This window comes from Niveispirillum fermenti, assembly GCF_052474395.1.
In genome coordinates, this window is record NZ_CP156680.1 from 273713 (window position 1) to 291306 (window position 17594).

The window sequence follows — 17594 nt, forward strand, 5'->3', positions numbered from 1 at the left end:
GGCCTCCGGTTTCAGTTAGGAGTTCTGGCAGATTTCTGCCCACTTCTGCACGGTTTCGGGCCCTTCGACCGTCTGGATCATCAGGCAGGCTTGGCTGACGGACTTGAAGCGATAGGCCGATCCCCGGGGCAGCAGGCCCTGGTGGCCGCGCGACAGGACAAGGCGGCCCATCTTCCGGCCAGCCGGGTCCGCCGGGAGCTTCCGCGCGCCCTGGCTGTCAGCCGGCGCGAACTCCGTGGGATTGTCCAGCTTTACCAACTCGACCTCGACGGTCCCATCCATGTCCAGGACGAACTCATCGTGCGCGGCCGTGTACCAGGGAGAAACACCTTCGGCGCGTGCGACCTCAATGACGTACTCGAGATTCTTGGCGACGGCGACCCTCTCATACGGTGCCGACTTGTTGGCAACCTCGAAGATATTCGAAAAAACGTAGTTCTTCGGATTATCGTCGATGGGGATGACCTTGCCCTTCTCGTAGTCCGCGAGGGAGCCGAACTTGGTTCTGTATTTCATGGTGAGATCCCAGTCAGTCTTGTGAGCAGAACTGTCCCTGTCAGTACCCAGAAAATCACCGGGGCTGTAAATTGCCATTGGATGCCCGTCCGCCGGGCGTACCATTGACGAGCGGGCCCTATGGCCGCAGTTGTGTCACGCCGACAGCGGACACAGTTCTCCCGTGACGACAGTTACGTAATCGTCAGGTGCTGCGGGTCATTGCGACCCGCGTGATCAATGACCGAATTCGTCCGCGTTCGGCTTGCGGCGCTCGGCAAACGATTTGGACAGTTCTTTGGACTCCGCTGTCTTGAGATAGAGCGGGAGCAGCAGGTCGTGCGTCGTGCGTGACAGGCCGCTGACACCGCTATGGCGGGCGTTGAACGCCCCCTTGATGGCCGCCAGGGCGAAGGAACCGCGATCGGCCACCTCCAGCGCGAATTGGCGCGTTGCGCTTTCCAGTTCCTCGTCGGGCACGACCTTGTTGATGAGGCCCAGTTCAAGGGCGTCGTCGGCTGTCATCTTGGGATTGCGCATCCAGATTTCCTTGGCCTTTTTCTTGCCCACAAGGTCCTCCAGATACCAGGTGCCATAACCGGCGTCGAAACTGCCCATCATCGGGCCGACCTGCCGGAAAACGGCGCTTTTCTTGGCGATGGTCATGTCGCAGACCATCTGCAGCACATTGCCGCCGCCAACGGCAAAGCCATTGACCATCGCGATCACCGGCTTTTGCAGCCTGTCGATGCTTTCATACATTTCCAGCGTCGGCAGTACGCCGGCATAGAGCTGGGTATCTTCCATGCCTTCCTTGCGGCCGCCGATGCAGAAGAACTTGTCCCCCGCACCGGTCAGAATGATCACCCGCGTCCGGGTCTCGCGGCGGATGGCGTTGATGCAGTCGCGAAGCTCGTGGCACATGGTCTCGGTGAACATGTTGCCATCGTGCGGCCGATTGAGCGTGATCTTGCCGATCGGACCATCTTCTTCGTAGAGGATTTCTGAATAGCTCATGATCTTGTCCTAGAATTGGCTGACGGGCTTAACGGCCGCCGCTCAGGAAATGGGCAATGCGCGCGCGCGTGTCGGGCAGATCGAAAAGCCGCCTGTCGGCCTCCAGCTCCTCGGCGAACCCGTCACGGGACGGGGTGAGGGCGGTCTGGATCAGGCGTTTGGCCTCGTGCAGCGAACCGGTGGAAAGGGCGGTGATGCGCTCGGCCAGCTGGGCGGCTTCTGCGGCCAGCCGCTCGCGCGGAACCGACCACTGGACCAGTCCCAGCTTCAGGGCTTCCTGACCGTTCACGACTTCGCCGGAAAGGATCAGGCGGGCCGCAACGCCCTTGCCGCAGAGCCAGGTGAGGCGCTGGCTGCCGCCACCCCCTGGGATCAGGCCGAGCTTTGCTTCGGGAAGGCCCAGTTTCGCCTCGTCGGCCGCGATGCGCAGGTCGCAGGCCAGCGCTAGTTCCAGCCCGCCGCCCAGGGCGGGGCCGCCCAGTTCGACCAGAACGACCTGCGGCAAGGCCTCCAGCCGGGCATAGGCGCGCTGGATTTCACCGACATCGCGGACCATGGCGGCGGCGGCGGCAGGCCGTTTGGTCAGCGCCTCGATATGGGCGATGTCCATCCCGGCGCAGAAAATCTTGTGGGCCGAACGGATATGCACAACCGCGATGTCCAGCCGCGTTTCCAGCGTATCGATGATGGCGTTGAAACGGCTCAGCCATTCATCATTGATCGCGTTGACGGGCGGCCGGTCCAGGGTCAGGACGAACCGGGCCCCAATGGTCTCTGTGTGAAACATGGTCAGGTTTCCTTCTGGGCGAACGCACGACCGATGAGCTGGCGGTGGATCTGATTGGTGCCTTCCCAGATCTGATTGATCTTGGCGTCGCGCATCAGCCGCTCGACTTCATATTCCTGGCAATAGCCATAGCCGCCATGAAGCTGCACGGCGGCGTCCGTGACCTTCATGGCTACGTCTGACGCGCGCATCTTTGCCATTGAGCTTTCGGTGGCAAAATCGGTGGCGCCGCCGTCGATCAGCGCGGCCAGACGCCAGAGGAAGGCGTCGGTCATGGCAATGTCTGTTGCCAGGTCCGCAATCATGAACTGGATCGCCTGATTGTCTATGATGCGGCGGCCGGACTGTTTGCGCTCGTTCACATATTTCACGGCTTTGGCAAAGGCGGCCTTGGCGATGCCCAGGGAGTGGGCCGCGATGCTGGGGCGTGACTTGTTCAGCGAGGCGAACAGGATCGGCAGGCCGGATCCCGGCTCCCCGATCAGGTTGGCGCGCGGAACACGGCATCCGGAAAAGGACAGTGTGGCGGTCGAAGAGCCGCGATGGCCCATCTTGTGCTCCACACCCAAGACGTCGAAACCCGGCGTCCCTTTCTCCAGGATCAGAACGGAGATGGCCTTGCGCGGATTGTCGATGCCCGCCCATTTGCCGAACAGCAGGTAAAGGTCGGCCCTGTCGCCATTGGAGATGAAGATTTTTCCGCCATCGACGATGATGTCGTCACCGTCCGGCGTGAAACGGGTGCGCATGCCGGTGGCGTCCGATCCCGCGTCAGGCTCCGTGATCGCCAGGGCCGCCAAGCCGCCCTCGGCAATCCGTGGCAACAGCCGGCGCTTCTGCTCCTCCGACCCGAAGTCGATCAGGGGCTTCATGGCGTGGAAATTGGTGGCCCAGGTGATACCCGTTGCCGCACAGGCACCGGAGATGATCTGCAGACAGGCCAGATAGGCGGTAAAGCTCAACGGGGCGCCGCCATAGGCCTCGGGCACGAACATGGCGTTGAGACCGAGTTCGTTGATGGCGGCCATGCTTTCCACCGGAAAGCTGGCTTCACGGTCATAGCGCGCCGCGTTGGGGCCGATGGTTTCGGTGGTAACGCGCTCCACGGCCTCGATGAGCATACGCTCTTCATCCGAGAAGGGCAGCGAACCGGTAATGCGTTCCAGGATGTTGTTCATCAGATTATCGATTTGCTGCGAAGGGAATTGATCCGCGCCTCGTCCAGACCCGCCAGGTCGCGCAGGACAGCGTCCGTGTGGGCACCAAGCATGGGCGGTGCTGAACGCGGCGACGGGGGCTGGCCGTCAATCGCAATGCCAAGCCCGACCTGCGGAACCCGCGTTCCGTCCATTTCCATCCGGTAGAAAAAGCCCCGGCGGGCCAGTTCAGGATCGGCGGCGATTTCGTCGATGCGGTTGATCGGCCCACAGGGGATGCCCTTGGCTTCGAACAGCGCAAGCCATTCGTTCCTGCTTTTGGTCAGCAGCAGTTCCTGGATGTGGACGACAATTTCCGGCCGCAGGGCGTGCCGTTTGGCGTTCGATGAAAAACGGGGGTCCTGCGCATATTCCGGCTCTCCAACCGCATCCCAGAAACGCTGCCAGATACGGTCATTGCCCAGCCCCAGCGTCAGGGGCAGGTCGGCCGTGTCGAACGACTGGTAGACGGCGATGACGCTGTCCTTGGCACCCGTGCGCCGGGGCACTTCCCCGCTGCCCAGATAGGTCATGATGCGGGGGTTGAGGAAGCGGGTCATGCTTTCGACCATGGAAATGTCGATCACATGGCCTTTTCCGCTCCGTTGGCGCTCAAACAGGGCGGCAATGATCGCCATCGCAGCGTCCATACCCGACAGCATGTCGGCGGCCGGTGCCCCCACCTTCTGCGGCGGGGACTCCGCCTCGCCGGTAATGTCCATGATCCCGCTGTAACCTTCGGCTATGAGATCGTAGCTGGGCTTTTCCGCCCGCGCGCCTTCAAGGCCGAAACCGGTGATCGAGCAGAAAACAAGGTCGGGGCGAAGGGCGGACAGCGTGGCGTGGTTCACCTTAAGCTTGCGCTGCACGCGCGGCACAAGGTTGGCGACTACGACATCGCATTGCCGCACCAGCTCATGAAGGGCGGCAAGGCCTTCGGGTGCGGAATAGTCGAGCGTCACGCTCTGCTTGTTGCGGTTGACGCTGAGATACCAGAGCGAATGTCCATCAAGGAAGGGAGGGCCCCAGGCCCGTGTGTCGTCACCCGTGCCCGGACGTTCCACCTTGATCACATCAGCGCCAAGGTCAGACAGCAGCAAGGTGGCATAGGGGCCAGCGATTGAGGTTGTCAGGTCAAGGACACGTACCCCGTCCAGCAAGCGCCCGCCGGTGCCGGCGGGAGCGGGATGAAGTGAGTCCACTGGCAGCTTCATCAAGGACTCCTTGGTTCGATGTAAGCGATAGCGTTTACGAAAGCGTATCCGAGGTCGCAATCGATCCAGGCGGGGTGCCTGCCAAGTGTACCTTTCGCCTTGGGGCACAGGGCGGACATACCTTGTGCGGCAATTGATCGGTTGGCCGTCATCCAGGAAACCTCCCGCCCAGTCAGGGAAAGTTTCAAAGGGAGCGCAGCCTTGGGATTCAATCATTGCGCGGTTGCCGGCGCCGGAACCATGGGAACTGGCATTGCCATTACCATTGCCCGGAGCGGGATCAGGACAACCTTGTTCGATCTGGACGCCGGCGCACTTCAGCGCGCCCGGGCGCAGATTTCCGGCTTCATTGCCGGCTCGGTCAAGAAGGGGCGTCTTTCCCCGGAGGCGGGTGCGCAGGCCCTTGCCTTGATGCAATATACCAGCTCGCTGGCCGACCTGATCGACGTGGATGTCGTAGTGGAGGCCGTGTTTGAGGATATCACCGTCAAGCATGGCCTGTGGCTGAAGCTGAACGAGGTCTGCAAACCCGAAGCAATTTTCCTCAGTAACACCTCGACCCTGTCGATCACCGAACTGGCGGCCGGATCGGGCCGGCCGGACCGGGTGGCCGGGGCGCATTATTGCCTTCCCGCACAGGTGATGAAGCTGGTCGAATGTTCGAGGGCGATCCAGACTTCGGATGAGACCTGGGCCCGCGCGCTGGAGTTCGTGGCGGCAACGGGGCAAACCGTCGTTGAAACCCGCGACCGGCCGGGCTTCATTCTCAATTATTTCTGCATCCCCTATCACAATGACGTGATCCGCCTGATCGAGGCGGAGGTGGCCGAACCGGCCGAGATCGACCGCGCCATGAAGGCGGCGATGGGCTTTGCCATGGGGCCGTGCGAGCTGCTCGACATGATCGGGCTCGATACCCAGGTACGATTGAGCGAGGCGATGCAGGGGGTGACGAACGATCCGCGCGCGGCGGCACCGCCCCTGTTGCGGCGCATGGTGGCCGCCGGCCTGCTGGGGCGCAAGTCCGGCAAGGGCTTTTACGATTACAGCAACAACAGCCTTTACGGCGCTTGAAAAGGGGGCTGGCACATGGCTCTGACTGTTGAGTTCCGCTTTTCCGGTCCCAGCCGTTCCTTCCCCGATGGCAGTATGGCCAAGCAATCGGATGAGGCGGGCGCGCGAGTTCTGATCCTGGCGGGGGAGCAGGCCCGGCTTACAGACGATCATGCGTCCTTTGCGGCGGCACTGGTTGAGCTGGGCAATGAATGTCTGGCCGCCCGCGTGGCAGAGGCGCCAGGTCATGTTTTCGGTTTTGCGCGGTTCCGCCTTGGCGACGCGCCGCCGACCGATCTGGTGGAACTGGTGAAGGGGGAGGGCGCCGATCCTGCCGCCCTGGCGCTGGCCCGGCAGGCGCTGGAGGAACTGGGGCTGCAGGTCAGCGTCTGCGCCGACCGGATCGGGCGGATCGTGAACCGTCTGATCCGTCCGCAGTTCAATCTTGCCTTTGCCGCCCTGGATGAAGGGCTGGCCAGCCGCGATGGCCTTGAATCCTGCGTGCGCAGCGGCCTTGGTTATCGCAAGGGGTTGATGGACGCGGTCGAAGCCGGTGGTCTTGAAGACCATTTCGACGTGTGCACGGCCCTGTTCCAGGCCTATGGCCGCCCGCTATATGCCCCGGCCCGGCAGGCGATTGCGGCCCATCAACGCAAGCGCGGTGCATGATGGGCTGGATATCGGGCAAGAATGTCCTTGTTACCGGTGCCTCCTCAGGCATCGGTAAACATTTTGCCAAGGCGCTTTGCGCGCGCGGGGCGACGGTCATCGCCGCGGCACGACGGATGTCGGCCCTGGAAGAGCTGGCCGCCGAGGCCAGCGGTCCCGGCCGAATTCTGTCGCTGGCGCTTGATGTCACGGACGTCGCCGGCATCGACGCGGCCGTGGCCGAGGCCGAGCGCCAAGCCGGCCCGCTGGATGTCCTGGTGAACAATGCCGGTATCGCACCGGTGCGCCGGGCGCTGGAAACCAGTGTCGATGAGTTCGACGCCATGTTCGCCACCAATGTGCGTGGGTCCTTCTTTGTGGCCCAGGCGGTGGCTCGCCGCATGGTAGCCGCGGGACGGCAGGGCCGCATTGTGAATACGGCATCGGTTGCCGGCATGGTGGTGATGCCGCAGCTGACGGCCTATGGGATGACCAAAGCCGCCGTGATCCACATGACCCGCTGCCTTGCCGTGGAATGGGCGCGGCAGGGCATCTCTGTCAATGCGATCTGCCCCGGCTATGTCGAAACCGAACTGAATGCCGATTTTCTGGCCAGCGAGGCCGGGCAGAAGGTGATTGCCAGCCTGCCCCGGCGGCGCGCCGCGACGGTGGCTGATTTGGAGGCGCTGCTGCTGATGCTGGTCGATGGCGACGCCGCGCGCTGCATTTCCGGTGCTGCCATCCCCGTCGATGACGCCTACTCGCTGATGTAACCAAAGGAAAAGCATCATGGCCGCGTCCAACAAGATCATCATCTCCTGCGCGGTGACGGGATCCGTTCACACGCCCAGCATGTCCCCCTATCTGCCGCTGACCCCGCGCCAGATCATCGAAGAGTCGGTGGCGGCGGCCGAGGCGGGGGCGGCGGTGCTGCATCTGCATGCGCGCGATCCGGAGACGGGAGCGCCGACGGCCAAGGCGGATGTCTTCAAGGAGTTCCTACCCTCGATCAAACAGAACTGCGAGGCCGTCATCAATATCACAACGGGCGGCAGCCTGGGGATGACCATGGATGAGCGGCTGGAAGCGGCGCATTGGGCGCAGCCGGAGCTTTGCTCGCTCAATATGGGGTCGATGAATTTCGGCCTGTTCCCGGCGGCCGAAAAAATCCCGGAATTCAAACATTCCTGGGAGAAGCCGTTCCTTGAACGGACCAAGGATAACATCATGAGCAACACGTTCGGTCAGATCGAACGTGTGATTCGCGAACTGGGCGACGGGTACGGCACCCGGTTCGAGTTTGAATGCTATGATATTGGCCATCTGCATACGCTGCGCTGGTTCGTTGACCAGGGCATGCTGAAGCCGCCTTTCTTCATCCAGGGTATTTTCGGCATTTTAGGTGGGCTGGCGGCCAAGCCTGATCATGTCGTCTATATGCGGCGTCTGGCGCAGGACCTGTTCGGCGATAATCACCTGTTCTCGGCCCTGGGTGCCGGACGGCACCAGACCGCGATCTTAACGCTCTGCGCCCTGCTGGGCGGCAATGTGCGTGTCGGTCTTGAAGACAGCCTTTATCTCGGCCGCGGCGCGCTGGCCAAAAGCAATGCCGAACAGGTGCTCAAGATCCGCCGCATCTTGGAAGAATTGGGCTTCGAGATCGCCACCCCGCAGGAGGCGCGGGCCATCCTGTCGCTCAAAGGCGGCGACCGCGTCGGGTTCTGACCGGATCGAAGTGGAGCCCCCTAATGCCCTATTTTGCCTTTCGCGGCTATGATGCGCCTGGGTCCGATGCCATTCGCCAGCGCGAGCGTCCGGCGCATCGAACCTATCTGGTCACAGAGAAGTTCGGTGTCCATGCGGTCGCCGGGGGAATGCTGGTCTCCGACCATGGCGACCGGACCATCGGATCAATGGTGATCCTGCAGGCCCCCGACCGCGCCGCGCTGCTGCGGTTCCTGGAAGATGAACCCTTCATGGCCGCGGGCCTGTTCGAAAGGGTGGAGATCGAGCGCTGGGACTGGGGCCTGGGTGCCCCCGTCTCCCAGGTGCCCTGACCGGTGGGGACCCAATTCATTCCGGGAAAGGCCGTCCACAGCATCGGTCCATGTCCTCTGCCCGGTTCGCTGGCTGGATAGGTCCACCCACGTAATGAACGCCGGCTCTGGCCTGCCTCTGGAACCCGCAGGCGACCCGCCTTTCGTCTCGGGCATCGTCCAGCCGGAGCTGGTCAGCCCGATTGGGTGATAAAGACAAATCACAACATCTGTGGGGGGCTTTGATGATCCAGTTCGATGAAAAGCAAGTGACGCAGGGTGTGCTTGACCGTTTCGCCGGCACAAGGGATGCCCGGCTGCGCGAAGTTCTCGGGGCGGCGACAATCCATTTGCATAATTTCATTCGTGAGGTCCGGCCGACCGAGAAGGAATGGGCAACGGCCATTCAGTTCCTGACCGACGTTGGTCAATGGTGCGATGATATCCGGCAGGAGTACATTCTTCTGTCTGACGTGCTGGGCGTGTCGATGCTGGTCGACGCCCTGGCCCACGATCATACAGAGACGTCGACGGACTCCACCCTGCTGGGCCCGTTCTATGTGGAAGGGGCGGTGGAATTCCCGCAATTGGCCAATCTTGCCGAAGGCAGGGCCGGCACGCCGCTCTTCTCCGAACTGACGGTCCGCAATTCGGCGGGTGAGCCGATTGCAAATGCGGAAGTGGATGTCTGGCATTCTGACGCCGAAGGTCTTTACGACGTTCAGCATGCGGAATTCGGGGGGAAGCCCTCGATGCGGGGTAAGTTCCACACCGATGAGCAGGGGCGCCTTCGTTACTGGTCCATTATGCCGTCGGCGTATCCGATCCCGCATGACGGGCCGGTCGGCCGGCTCCTCAAGGCCACGGGCCGGTCGCCCTGGCGCCCCGCGCATGTGCATTTCAAGATTTCAGCGCCAGGATACGCCTCTCTGGTGACCCAGCTTTACCAAACTGGCGGAATGTATCTGGATTCGGACGCTGTTCTGGGCGTCAAGCATTCGCTCGTTGTCGACTTCCCCCAGCACGGGCCAGGCGCGGCACCGGACGGAAGGCAGATGGATGGCAACTGGTACACGCTAAACTTCGACTTCACACTGTCCAGGGCATAGTTGCCCAGACGGGCTGGCTATAGGGCTGAATGGGCAAGTCCCGCGTGAGAAAAAAGCACACGGCGGGTGCCAACGCTGTTGTCGTTTTACGGCCGGCCCGCCGACGAACTAAGACAAGCGAAATGATCAAGATGGACACCTCCGAAAACCGCCGATTTCTGCTATGACGTAGCACGCAGCCTTAAGCGGGGTTGGTCTACAAGGAATGTTTCAACAGAATTGAAATGTCAGTGTTGGGGCGGGCCGGTTTTGCCTTGGCCGCCGCATGTTTGTCAGCCGCCCCAGGCCGACCGGGCGGCTTGCGTCCGCGCTTTTTGTAGTGGTTGCGTTCGCTGATGCTCTTGACCGTCGGCGTCGGCATTGCATCCTGCATCTGCTTCACATAAGCTAGGGTCCAGACTCAATCAGGTCCAGTACGCCACGATGGTTGCAATGGCGAGAGTGGAGAGGAAATTTCTGGCGAGCTTGTCGTACCGGGTGGCGACGCGCCTGAAGTCCTTGAGGCGGCAGAAGACGGCCTCGACCATCCACCGGAATTTGTACCTGACCTTGTCGAAGCGGATCGGCTTCTTGCGTGACTTTCTGCCGGGAATGACGGGCTTCGCGCCCTTTTCCTTGATCTTGGCCCGTAATTTGTCGCTGTCATAGCCCTTGTCGGCCAGGACGTAGCGGCAGTCATCGACCTCAGCCAGCAGGGTCTCGGCCATGGTGATGTCGGAAACGTTCCCGGCGGTCACATGGAGGGCCACCGGTCGGCCGAGCGTGTCGGTCAGGGCATGGACTTTTGTGGTCTGACCGCCTCTGGAAATGCCAATGGCTTGCGCCTTGGCCCCCCTTTTCCGCCGTGGGCACACCGATGTGCCTTCACGTAGCTGCCATCCATGGCCACGCTGGTCGTGATCCATTGCCCGGCGGCCAGCGCCTGCAATATCCGGTGCCAGTGCTTGCGACCGGACCAGCGATTGAAGCGATTATACACCGTGGTCGGTGGGCCATATTCCGGCGGACAGTCCTTCCAGCGGCAGCCGCTCTTGAGTACATGAATAATCCCGCTGATGATCCGACGGTCATCAACACGCGGTGCACCAACGGTATGGCGGGGAAGGTGTGGCTCAATCGCTGCCCACGCTTCATCCGAAAGCCAGAAAATCTCCCGCATTCAATCCTCCAACGTTAAACACGCCTTGGAATCACATTCTCACAGAAATTTCAATACACTGTTGCGGTTCTGACCCTAGGACCTCCGACAACCGCTTGTTCTCCACGATCTCGGCCTGCGTCACCCGATGGTTCTTGTCAAAAATCATGTAGGGCAGGGCACGACCCTGCCAGCGAAACTCCAGCCGACCATCGGCAAAGGCGTAACTTCAGCCGGGCGGGCCGCAATCCACCGCTCTGCCGGGATCGCCGAGGCCCGGGGCTTGCGGCCCTTCTGACGACGGCGGTGCCGCCGGGCCACAGCAAGCAGGGCATACAGCTTCGCTTCCCGGCCCTCGGCGCTGTAGATATGCCGGTAGATGCTCTCATGCGATATCTGGCCGACCGGCTGCGGATCGATCTTAAGCCGACCGGAAACTTGCTGCGGCGACCAGCCCGAATGCAGCTTCGCCACCACATGGGGTCGCGACACGAAAGTAAGTTTTATGTACCGCTCGTGAGAACAAACCAGGATCGGTAGATCAATGGCGTTCCTGGAATGGATTTGGCAGGTGCTTAGCACTCATTAAGCCTTGCCTGGACCGCTCCACCCAGCGCGCTTTAACGTATCGATCAAGGTGCTGCGAGCGATACCGAAGGTTCGGCACACGGCGGCCTTGCTGGCTCCTCCATTCAAGGCGGCCATGACCGCCTCCAGTTTTTCGGGCTGTAGCGTCGCGGGTCGGCCGCCGCGTCGTCCCCGCCTGCGGGCCGCTGCCAGTCCGGCCTGAACACGTTCGCGGGTTAGGGCGCGTTCATATTGCGCCAGCGCGCCGAATAGATGGAACAGCAGTTCCCCGTGCGGGGTGTTGGTGTCCATACCTTCCGTCAGAGACTTGAACGCGATGCCCCCGTCACGCAGGCCGGTGATGATGTCGAGCAGGTGGGGCAGCGAGCGGCCGAGGCGGTCCAGCTTCCACACAACCAGCGTGTCACCCGAGGTCAGGAAGGACAGGCACTGTTTCAAGCCGGGCCGGTCGTCCCGCGCGCCAGAGGCCTTGTCCTCGAAAAGGTGCCGGGGATCGACCCCGGCGGCGACCAGGGCGTCACGCTGGAGCGCGGTCGTCTGCCGGTCTCCATCGGACGATACCCGCATGTAACCCACCAACATGTGCGGAAAACCCCATATCAGTCATTTCCGCATAACCTATCATTCCGACATGGTTTGTCGCACAGAATTCGATGGGTGGCGAGATGGGTCTCGATTGGCCCCACACCCCTGTCGGAAAACAAGTGTTTCCCGACAGGGCCTTGCCCATTCCTCCCGTCCCTCCTACACCCTGGTGGGGATAATGGGGGATGCCATGGCGAGACGACGGCTGTTGTTGCCGGCGGAATGGGACCGGTTGCTGGGCGTGCCCGATGATGAACGGGCTCTCGTCCAGCATTACACGCTGGACCTTGATGATCTCACCCTGATTGCCCGCAAGCGCACGCCGCACCGTCGGCTGGGCGTTGCCATGATGCTCTGTTACCTGCGGCATCCCGGCCGCATCCTCGACGCCCATGAAGAGCCGCCCGCTCCGCTGACCGCGTTCATCGCCAGCCAGGTCGACGCCCAGCCCAGAGACTTCGCGACCTACCGGTCGCGTGATCCCAGCCGCCGCCAGGACATCGTGGACCTGCTGGAACTGACAGGACACCGGCCCTTCGACCGAGGGCTGTTCAGGGAACTGACGGCATGGCTGCTGTCCATGGCCCAAGTGAACCGTGACCCTTTAGCCCTGGCTACCATCCTGGTGGAGGAACTACGCCGGCGGCGCGTGCTTCTGCCGCCGGCCGCCGTGCTGGAACTGATCCTGCATCAGGCCCGTGCTCGCGCCGAGCAGCTTCTGCACCGCATCCTTCTGGAGGGGATGCCGCCGGCTGACATGTCGCGCCTCGACGCGCTGCTGGATCCGCACGAGGACACCGGGTTGAGCCTGCTGGCCTGGCTGCGGCAAGCATCGATGTCGCCGGCGCCGCGCAACCTGTTGGCCATCATCGACCGGCTGGCAAAGGTCAGGGCGATGGGTATCCCGGCCGCCTTGCCCGCCCGCATTCCCGGTATTGCCTTCGAGCGGATGGCCACAGAGGCCAACCGGATGACGGTGCAGCACCTGCGGGACCTGTCGGCCCAACGGCGCCGCGCGCTGTTGGCCGCCGCCGGCATCCGGATGGGGACGGACCTCACCGACGCCGCCCTGGTGATGTTCGACAAGCTGATGGTCATGCTTAGCCGCCGGGCGGAGAACAGGGCGGACGAAAAGATCCTGCGTTCCGTCCGCGATACCCATGCCCATCTGCGCACCCTGGTCACGGCCTGCCGCAGCCTGATCAACGCCCGGGAGGCCGGTGCCGACCCCATGGTCGCCCTGGAGAAGGAGGTCGGCTGGTTCCGTTTCATGGCCAGCGTTGCCGGTATCGAATCCTTGGCCGATCCCGGCACCGGCAATGCCCGCACCGAACTGCTGTCCCGTTATGCCAGCATCCGTTCCTTTCTGCCGGTCTTCCTCTCCGCCTTCCGCTTCGAAGGCGGTCCCGGCGTTTCCTCCCTGCTGCGTGCCGTCGCCCTGGTCCGCGACCTGTTCGCCACCGGCAAGCGCAGCCTGCCCGACAAGGTGCCGACAGGATTCATCCGCAGATCCTGGCGGCCCTTCGTCATGCCGGGCGGTGCCATCGACCGCAAAGCCTTCGAGATATGTGTCCTGTCAGAGCTGCGTGACCGGCTGCGCGCCGGCGATGTCTGGGTGGAGGGCAGCCGCCAGTTCCGCGATTTCGAGAGCTGTCTGATGCCCAAGCCGACCTTCGAGGCCCTGCGCGCCGACGGTGCCTTGCCCTTGCCGGTCACCGGCGATGCCGTCATCTATCTGCCCACCCGCCATCAGGCCCTGGCGCAGCGCCTGCGCGATGTCGGCAGCTTGACAGCGGCAGGGGAGTTGCAGGATGTCGACCTGTCCACCGGCGAATTGCGGATCACGCCCCTGCGTGACCAGACACCCGAGGGTGCCCACGAACTGGCCCGCGCCGCCTATGATGCCCTGCCGCGCGTCAAGATCACTGACCTACTGATGGAGGTCGATGGCTGGATCGGCTTCAGTGACTGCTTCACCCATCAGCGTTCCGGTCGGCCGACCGATGACCGCGCCTCCCTGCTGACCGTCATCCTGGCCGATGGCATCAATCTCGGTCTGGCGCGCATGGCCGATGCCTGTCGCGGCGTCTCCATCGGGGGCCGGGTAGCAGCGGAACAGAAAACCTAGGTAAGGCCGCGGCGGATGCTGGCTGACGGCGTTACCATTCAGGCGTCCTCATAGGCCAAGGCCACCGGACTGCGCAGTGGCCGCAGTTCACCCCGAGCCACCGGCTCGGGCAGGGTGAAGGCGTAACGGCCGAGCATGTTGATGTGCTCATGGGCGAGCGGCGACAGGCGGGCCACATCCTCGTTGCGAACGTCGAAACCTTCCATCCGCAGTTGGTCAAGCGCGGCGTCCATGTAAATCGTGTTCCACAGGATGATGGCGTTGACGACCAGACCAAGGGCGCCGAGTTGGTCCTCCTGACCTTCCCGGTAGCGCTGACGCAGTTCGCCCCGCTTGCCGTGGAAGACGACGCGGGCGAGTTGGTGGCGGCCCTCACCACGGTTGAGCTGGGTGAGGATGCGGCGGCGATAGGCTTCGTCGTCGATGTAGGCCAGCAGATAGAGCGTCTTGATGATCCGGCCCAGTTCCTCCAGCGCCCGTGCCAGCCGGGTTGGACGGTCGTTTGTCTGGAGCGTCCGCATCAGCCCGCCGGCCTGCACGAGGCCCAGCTTGAGCGAGCCGGCCAGGCGCAACAGATCGTCCCAATGCTCGGCGATGAGGCCCGTCCTCACCTTGTGCGCGGCCAGCTTGTCGAGGGGGCCGTAGTCGGCCGCCGGATCGGCCCGCCAGAATCGGGCGCCGCCGACATCGGCGATCCGCGGGCTGAACTGGTAGCCGAGCAGCCAGAAGATGCCGAAGATCACGTCCGTGTAGGCGCCGGTGTCGGTCATGATCTCGGTCGGCTCCAGCTCGGTCTCCTGTTCCAACACGACGCTCAGCAGCACCAGGCTGTCGCGCAGGGTGCCGGGCACGGTGATGGCGTTCAGGCCGGTGAACTGGTCGGACACGAGGTTATAGTAGGTGACGCCGCGCTCGGAGCCGAAGTACTTCGGGTTGGGGCCGGCGTGGATGGTGCGCACCGGTACCACGAAGCGCAGCCCGTCGGCGGAGGCGACATCGCCGCCGCCCCACCGCCGCGCCAGGTCGATGCCGTTCTGGGCGGCAACAAGGCGGGCATTGGCCAGGGTCAGGGTTTCTGCCCGCAGATAATTCTGCCGAACCCAGCTCAGGCGCGACCGCCGGAGCGCCGGCAGGTCCGGGCGCACCAGCGGTTCCAGGCCGGTGTTGCACGCCTCGGCCAGCAGCATGGCACACAGCGTCGTCGGCAGGTCCTGCGCCCGCGCCTCGGCTTCGCTGGCATGGGTGAAGGCGCCAGCGAAGCCGGTCCGGGCATCGATTTCCAGCAGCAATTCCGGTAGATCGACACGCGGCAGGCGCGCTGTCACGGCGTCCCGCAGAGCGACGAGGCTGGCCGGCTCGTCGAGGCGGTCGAGGCCGGTCAGCACCAAGTCCTCGTCGGTGCCATTCCGTTCGATGCGGATGCCGGCATTTTGAGGAAGGTTGACGGTCACCGTTCGGAACGCCTGATCGAGCCGCTCGGTCAGTTGACCGATCTCTTCGCCCGCATTCTGCGACTTTCCCAGCGTGCGGCAGACGGTTGGCCGCGCGGCCTCCCAAGCGGCGCCGTCGAGCAGGCCGATGCGGGGATCGGCGAAGCGCAGACTCGGCGTCGCGAACACGTCACGGCGCCGAAGCGCGCCGCGCAGTCGATCGACCAGACAGAGGGTCCAGGCGCGCCGATCGAGAACACCGTTCCGGGTCACCCGGCGTTCCCAAGACTTCGGCACGAACTCCGTGGGCCACGGCGCACCGCGGGCGCCGCCGTCCTCAACTGTCCGGAGGTGCTGCAGGGCCTTCAGTACCGGGCGTCCGGCCGGCATGGCGCCCAGGCCGACCACGCGCACGAAGTGTGGCAGGAAACGCCGGATGCGGCGGTGCTGCGCCAGCAACTCGTCGAAGTAGGGATCGTCCGGCGGCTTGGTCAAGCCGTCCACCTGTGCTACGGCGGCTTCCAGGGCAGCTTGCGGGACGGCCGCGAAGACCGCGGCTCGCAGATCGGCGTCGCCGACAGCGTCGTCGAGCACCAAAGCACAGACCCTGCTCAGGGTGCGCGCGGCGGCGTCGAGGTCGCCCAGGCTGCGCAACCGCGCCTCCCGGCCCTTGCGGACAGCATCGACGAACATTCGGGTGACGAGCAGGTCGAATAGGTCGAGCACATCGTCCTGCGCGCTTGCCTCCAGCGCCCGGAGAAACGCCAGCAGGGTGGCGGCGCGGCGCTCGTCCGGCAACCGGGCAACCGCCTGGGCCTTGGCGACGCCGGCGAACCGCGCCAAAGCCAGGATGCGGGTTTTCGGTAGATGGTTGGTGAGCGGCAGACCAGCCACGAGGTGCCGCACCTCGTCGAGGCGCTCGATCGCGCGCACCAATTCATTGGTGCTTTGCAGGGTCGGTCCCGAGCGGAGCCGGTCCATTGGGCTCTGTCGCTCCCCCTCCGGCACCACCAGTAGGGCGTCGAGCCGCGCCTTCTGCTCGGGCGTGATCCGGGCCGCCAGCAGGCGCCACAGGCGGCTATTGGCACGGGACCGCACCCGCGCGACGGTCCGTTCGAGCACGCTCGCCCCCGGCAGCAGCACCTTGTGCGTTACCAGCCAGGCCGTCGCCTGGTCGAACAGGGCCGTCGGCCGATCGGTCCCCGTCCAGCACAGTGCGTAGAGCCAACGCTGGAGGCGCCATTGCGCGGCGGAATTCGAAAAATCGCGGTAGCCATAGCGTTTGCGGATTTCAATCGGGTGTCGCCAACGCCATTGGCTGGCTTGGTATGCGTCGAGCGCTCCGTTGACGGGCACGCCAAGTTGGTCGCCAAGGAAGCCGACCACGCCCGGCGGTACCTTGCATGGATCTTCAAGAAACGTTCCGAGAAACCGCACCGTGCCGAGTTGAACGGCGCAACCGAGCCGCATGTGGGGGCCGCGGTGCGCCAATATGAACGCGCGGTCCGCGTCATCGAGGTGGAAAAACCGGGCCAGCTGCTCGGCGGACACATCGGCCGGAAACTGGCCGTACCGCCCTTCCTGTTCCGGGGTGAGAAAGCTGACCGGCATCAGGTTCGATCGGTGCCGGCGAGCACTCGATAAACGGATGCGCGCCCGATCCCGAGCCGCTGGGCGATGGCGGTTGGTCCCAGCTTCTCTTCGGTCCGCAAGCGCCAGACCTCCGCCGGGTCGATCGACGGCTTGCGGCCCTTGTAGACTCCCTTGGCCTTGGCGCGCGAGATGCCCTCCATCTGGCGCTCCCGGCGTAGGTTGGTTTCGAACTCGGCGAACACGCCGAGCATGTCGAGAAATGCCTTGCCGGCCGAGGTTGAAGTGTCGATGGGCTGTTCGGTCGCCTTCAGTGCCACGCCCTTGGCGCGCAGCTCGTGCACGATGTCCTGGAGATCCTTGATCGACCGTGCCAAGCGATCGACGCGGGTGACCACCAGCGTGTCACCGGGGCGGAGGAACTGGAGAAGCAAAGCGAGTTCCGACCGGCCGGCGCGGGTCGTGCCACTCGCCTTCTCCGAGCGTATGACCTCGCACCCGGAATGGCGAAGCGCCTCCTCCTGGATCGCGACGTCCTGATCCAGCGTGGAGGCGCGGGCGTAACCGTAGACCGCCATGA

16 protein-coding genes and 1 pseudogene are annotated in these 17594 nt (G+C 63.7%); 7 read left to right on the top strand and 10 right to left on the bottom strand.

What is annotated here, in order from left to right; genetic code table 11:
- Positions 1–15 precede the first annotated feature (15 nt).
- From ABC728_RS11180 to ABC728_RS11200, 5 genes are all read right to left on the bottom strand, one after another.
- Positions 16–516: a hydroxyquinol 1,2-dioxygenase gene (locus tag ABC728_RS11180; RefSeq protein WP_445376455.1), complete on the bottom strand. Its 501-nt coding sequence runs from the start codon at positions 514–516 to the stop codon at positions 16–18.
- Positions 517–732: 216 nt separating this feature from the next.
- Complete coding sequence (locus tag ABC728_RS11185) at positions 733–1512, bottom strand: enoyl-CoA hydratase-related protein (RefSeq protein WP_416621577.1); 780 nt, start codon at positions 1510–1512, stop codon at positions 733–735.
- Between the two features lie 28 nt (positions 1513–1540).
- The gene (locus ABC728_RS11190; RefSeq protein ID WP_416621578.1) at positions 1541–2299 is read right to left on the bottom strand and encodes an enoyl-CoA hydratase/isomerase family protein; all 759 of its coding nucleotides are present in this window, start codon (positions 2297–2299) and stop codon (positions 1541–1543) included.
- A gap of 2 nt (positions 2300–2301) precedes the next feature.
- Positions 2302–3477 carry an acyl-CoA dehydrogenase family protein gene (locus ABC728_RS11195; RefSeq protein WP_416621579.1) on the bottom strand — a complete coding sequence of 392 codons (1176 nt, stop codon included), beginning with the start codon at positions 3475–3477 and terminating at the stop codon, positions 2302–2304.
- Entirely contained in the window at positions 3477–4925 is a 1449-nt protein-coding gene (locus ABC728_RS11200; protein ID WP_416621580.1) for a CaiB/BaiF CoA transferase family protein, read from the bottom strand. The genes ABC728_RS11195 and ABC728_RS11200 overlap by 1 nt, the downstream gene beginning before the upstream one ends.
- Here ABC728_RS11200 and ABC728_RS11205 point away from each other — a divergent pair.
- From ABC728_RS11205 to ABC728_RS11230, 6 genes are all read left to right on the top strand, one after another.
- A complete protein-coding gene (locus ABC728_RS11205; RefSeq protein ID WP_416621581.1) occupies positions 4911–5783 on the top strand; it encodes a 3-hydroxyacyl-CoA dehydrogenase family protein in 873 nt (290 codons plus the stop codon). The genes ABC728_RS11200 and ABC728_RS11205 overlap by 15 nt on opposite strands.
- Before the next feature lie 15 nt (positions 5784–5798).
- Complete coding sequence (locus ABC728_RS11210; RefSeq protein ID WP_416621582.1) at positions 5799–6431, top strand: 3-hydroxyacyl-CoA dehydrogenase family protein; 633 nt, start codon at positions 5799–5801, stop codon at positions 6429–6431.
- On the top strand, positions 6428–7183 hold the full coding sequence (locus tag ABC728_RS11215) for an SDR family NAD(P)-dependent oxidoreductase (protein WP_416621583.1): 756 nt from the start codon (positions 6428–6430) through the stop codon (positions 7181–7183). The genes ABC728_RS11210 and ABC728_RS11215 overlap by 4 nt, the downstream gene beginning before the upstream one ends.
- Positions 7184–7199: 16 nt before the next feature.
- Positions 7200–8135 carry a BKACE family enzyme gene (locus tag ABC728_RS11220; protein ID WP_416621584.1) on the top strand — a complete coding sequence of 312 codons (936 nt, stop codon included), beginning with the start codon at positions 7200–7202 and terminating at the stop codon, positions 8133–8135.
- Between the two features lie 23 nt (positions 8136–8158).
- Complete coding sequence (locus tag ABC728_RS11225; RefSeq protein ID WP_416621585.1) at positions 8159–8467, top strand: YciI family protein; 309 nt, start codon at positions 8159–8161, stop codon at positions 8465–8467.
- A 224-nt stretch (positions 8468–8691) separates the two neighbouring features.
- Positions 8692–9555 carry a dioxygenase family protein gene (locus tag ABC728_RS11230; protein WP_416621586.1) on the top strand — a complete coding sequence of 288 codons (864 nt, stop codon included), beginning with the start codon at positions 8692–8694 and terminating at the stop codon, positions 9553–9555.
- Between the two features lie 404 nt (positions 9556–9959).
- On the opposite strand, the gene ABC728_RS11235 is transcribed toward ABC728_RS11230, so the two are convergent.
- The 3 genes and pseudogenes from ABC728_RS11235 to ABC728_RS11245 all read right to left on the bottom strand — a co-directional run bounded on the left by ABC728_RS11235 (position 9960) and on the right by ABC728_RS11245 (position 11863).
- A protein-coding gene (locus ABC728_RS11235; protein ID WP_416621587.1) for an IS5 family transposase occupies positions 9960–10714 on the bottom strand; the annotation gives its coding sequence in 2 pieces (ribosomal slippage) (positions 9960–10381 and positions 10381–10714; 756 coding nt in all).
- A gap of 204 nt (positions 10715–10918) precedes the next feature.
- A pseudogene (locus tag ABC728_RS11240) lies at positions 10919–11206 on the bottom strand (IS30-like element ISAzs27 family transposase); the annotation flags it as partial.
- Between the two features lie 72 nt (positions 11207–11278).
- Positions 11279–11863 (bottom strand): recombinase family protein, encoded by a 585-nt coding sequence (locus ABC728_RS11245; RefSeq protein WP_416621588.1) that lies wholly within the window; start codon positions 11861–11863, stop codon positions 11279–11281.
- A 193-nt stretch (positions 11864–12056) separates the two neighbouring features.
- On the opposite strand from ABC728_RS11245, the gene ABC728_RS11250 reads away from it, so the two are divergent.
- Entirely contained in the window at positions 12057–13994 is a 1938-nt protein-coding gene (locus ABC728_RS11250; RefSeq protein WP_445376428.1) for a Tn3 family transposase, read from the top strand.
- Positions 13995–14032: 38 nt separating this feature from the next.
- Here the strand turns inward: ABC728_RS11250 and ABC728_RS11255 are convergent, their stop codons facing one another.
- Together ABC728_RS11255 and ABC728_RS11260 are read right to left on the bottom strand one after the other, a co-directional pair.
- Positions 14033–17035 carry a Tn3 family transposase gene (locus ABC728_RS11255; RefSeq protein WP_416622310.1) on the bottom strand — a complete coding sequence of 1001 codons (3003 nt, stop codon included), beginning with the start codon at positions 17033–17035 and terminating at the stop codon, positions 14033–14035.
- Positions 17035–17592: a recombinase family protein gene (locus tag ABC728_RS11260; protein WP_416622311.1), complete on the bottom strand. Its 558-nt coding sequence runs from the start codon at positions 17590–17592 to the stop codon at positions 17035–17037. Before ABC728_RS11260 ends, ABC728_RS11255 begins: the two co-directional genes overlap by 1 nt.
- Between the last annotated feature and the right edge of the window lie 2 nt (positions 17593–17594).

Coding starts and splice junctions, on each gene's coding strand:
- ABC728_RS11200 (WP_416621580.1), bottom strand. CDS start 4,925: ATGATTGAATCCCAAGGCTGCGCTCCCTTTGAAACTTTCCCTGACTGG.
- ABC728_RS11215 (WP_416621583.1), top strand. CDS start 6,428: ATGATGGGCTGGATATCGGGCAAGAATGTCCTTGTTACCGGTGCCTCC.
- ABC728_RS11190 (WP_416621578.1), bottom strand. CDS start 2,299: ATGTTTCACACAGAGACCATTGGGGCCCGGTTCGTCCTGACCCTGGAC.
- ABC728_RS11225 (WP_416621585.1), top strand. CDS start 8,159: ATGCCCTATTTTGCCTTTCGCGGCTATGATGCGCCTGGGTCCGATGCC.
- ABC728_RS11185 (WP_416621577.1), bottom strand. CDS start 1,512: ATGAGCTATTCAGAAATCCTCTACGAAGAAGATGGTCCGATCGGCAAG.
- ABC728_RS11230 (WP_416621586.1), top strand. CDS start 8,692: ATGATCCAGTTCGATGAAAAGCAAGTGACGCAGGGTGTGCTTGACCGT.
- ABC728_RS11245 (WP_416621588.1), bottom strand. CDS start 11,863: ATGTTGGTGGGTTACATGCGGGTATCGTCCGATGGAGACCGGCAGACG.
- ABC728_RS11250 (WP_445376428.1), top strand. CDS start 12,057: ATGGCGAGACGACGGCTGTTGTTGCCGGCGGAATGGGACCGGTTGCTG.
- ABC728_RS11255 (WP_416622310.1), bottom strand. CDS start 17,035: ATGCCGGTCAGCTTTCTCACCCCGGAACAGGAAGGGCGGTACGGCCAG.
- ABC728_RS11180 (WP_445376455.1), bottom strand. CDS start 516: ATGAAATACAGAACCAAGTTCGGCTCCCTCGCGGACTACGAGAAGGGC.
- ABC728_RS11195 (WP_416621579.1), bottom strand. CDS start 3,477: ATGAACAACATCCTGGAACGCATTACCGGTTCGCTGCCCTTCTCGGAT.
- ABC728_RS11210 (WP_416621582.1), top strand. CDS start 5,799: ATGGCTCTGACTGTTGAGTTCCGCTTTTCCGGTCCCAGCCGTTCCTTC.
- ABC728_RS11260 (WP_416622311.1), bottom strand. CDS start 17,592: ATGGCGGTCTACGGTTACGCCCGCGCCTCCACGCTGGATCAGGACGTC.
- ABC728_RS11220 (WP_416621584.1), top strand. CDS start 7,200: ATGGCCGCGTCCAACAAGATCATCATCTCCTGCGCGGTGACGGGATCC.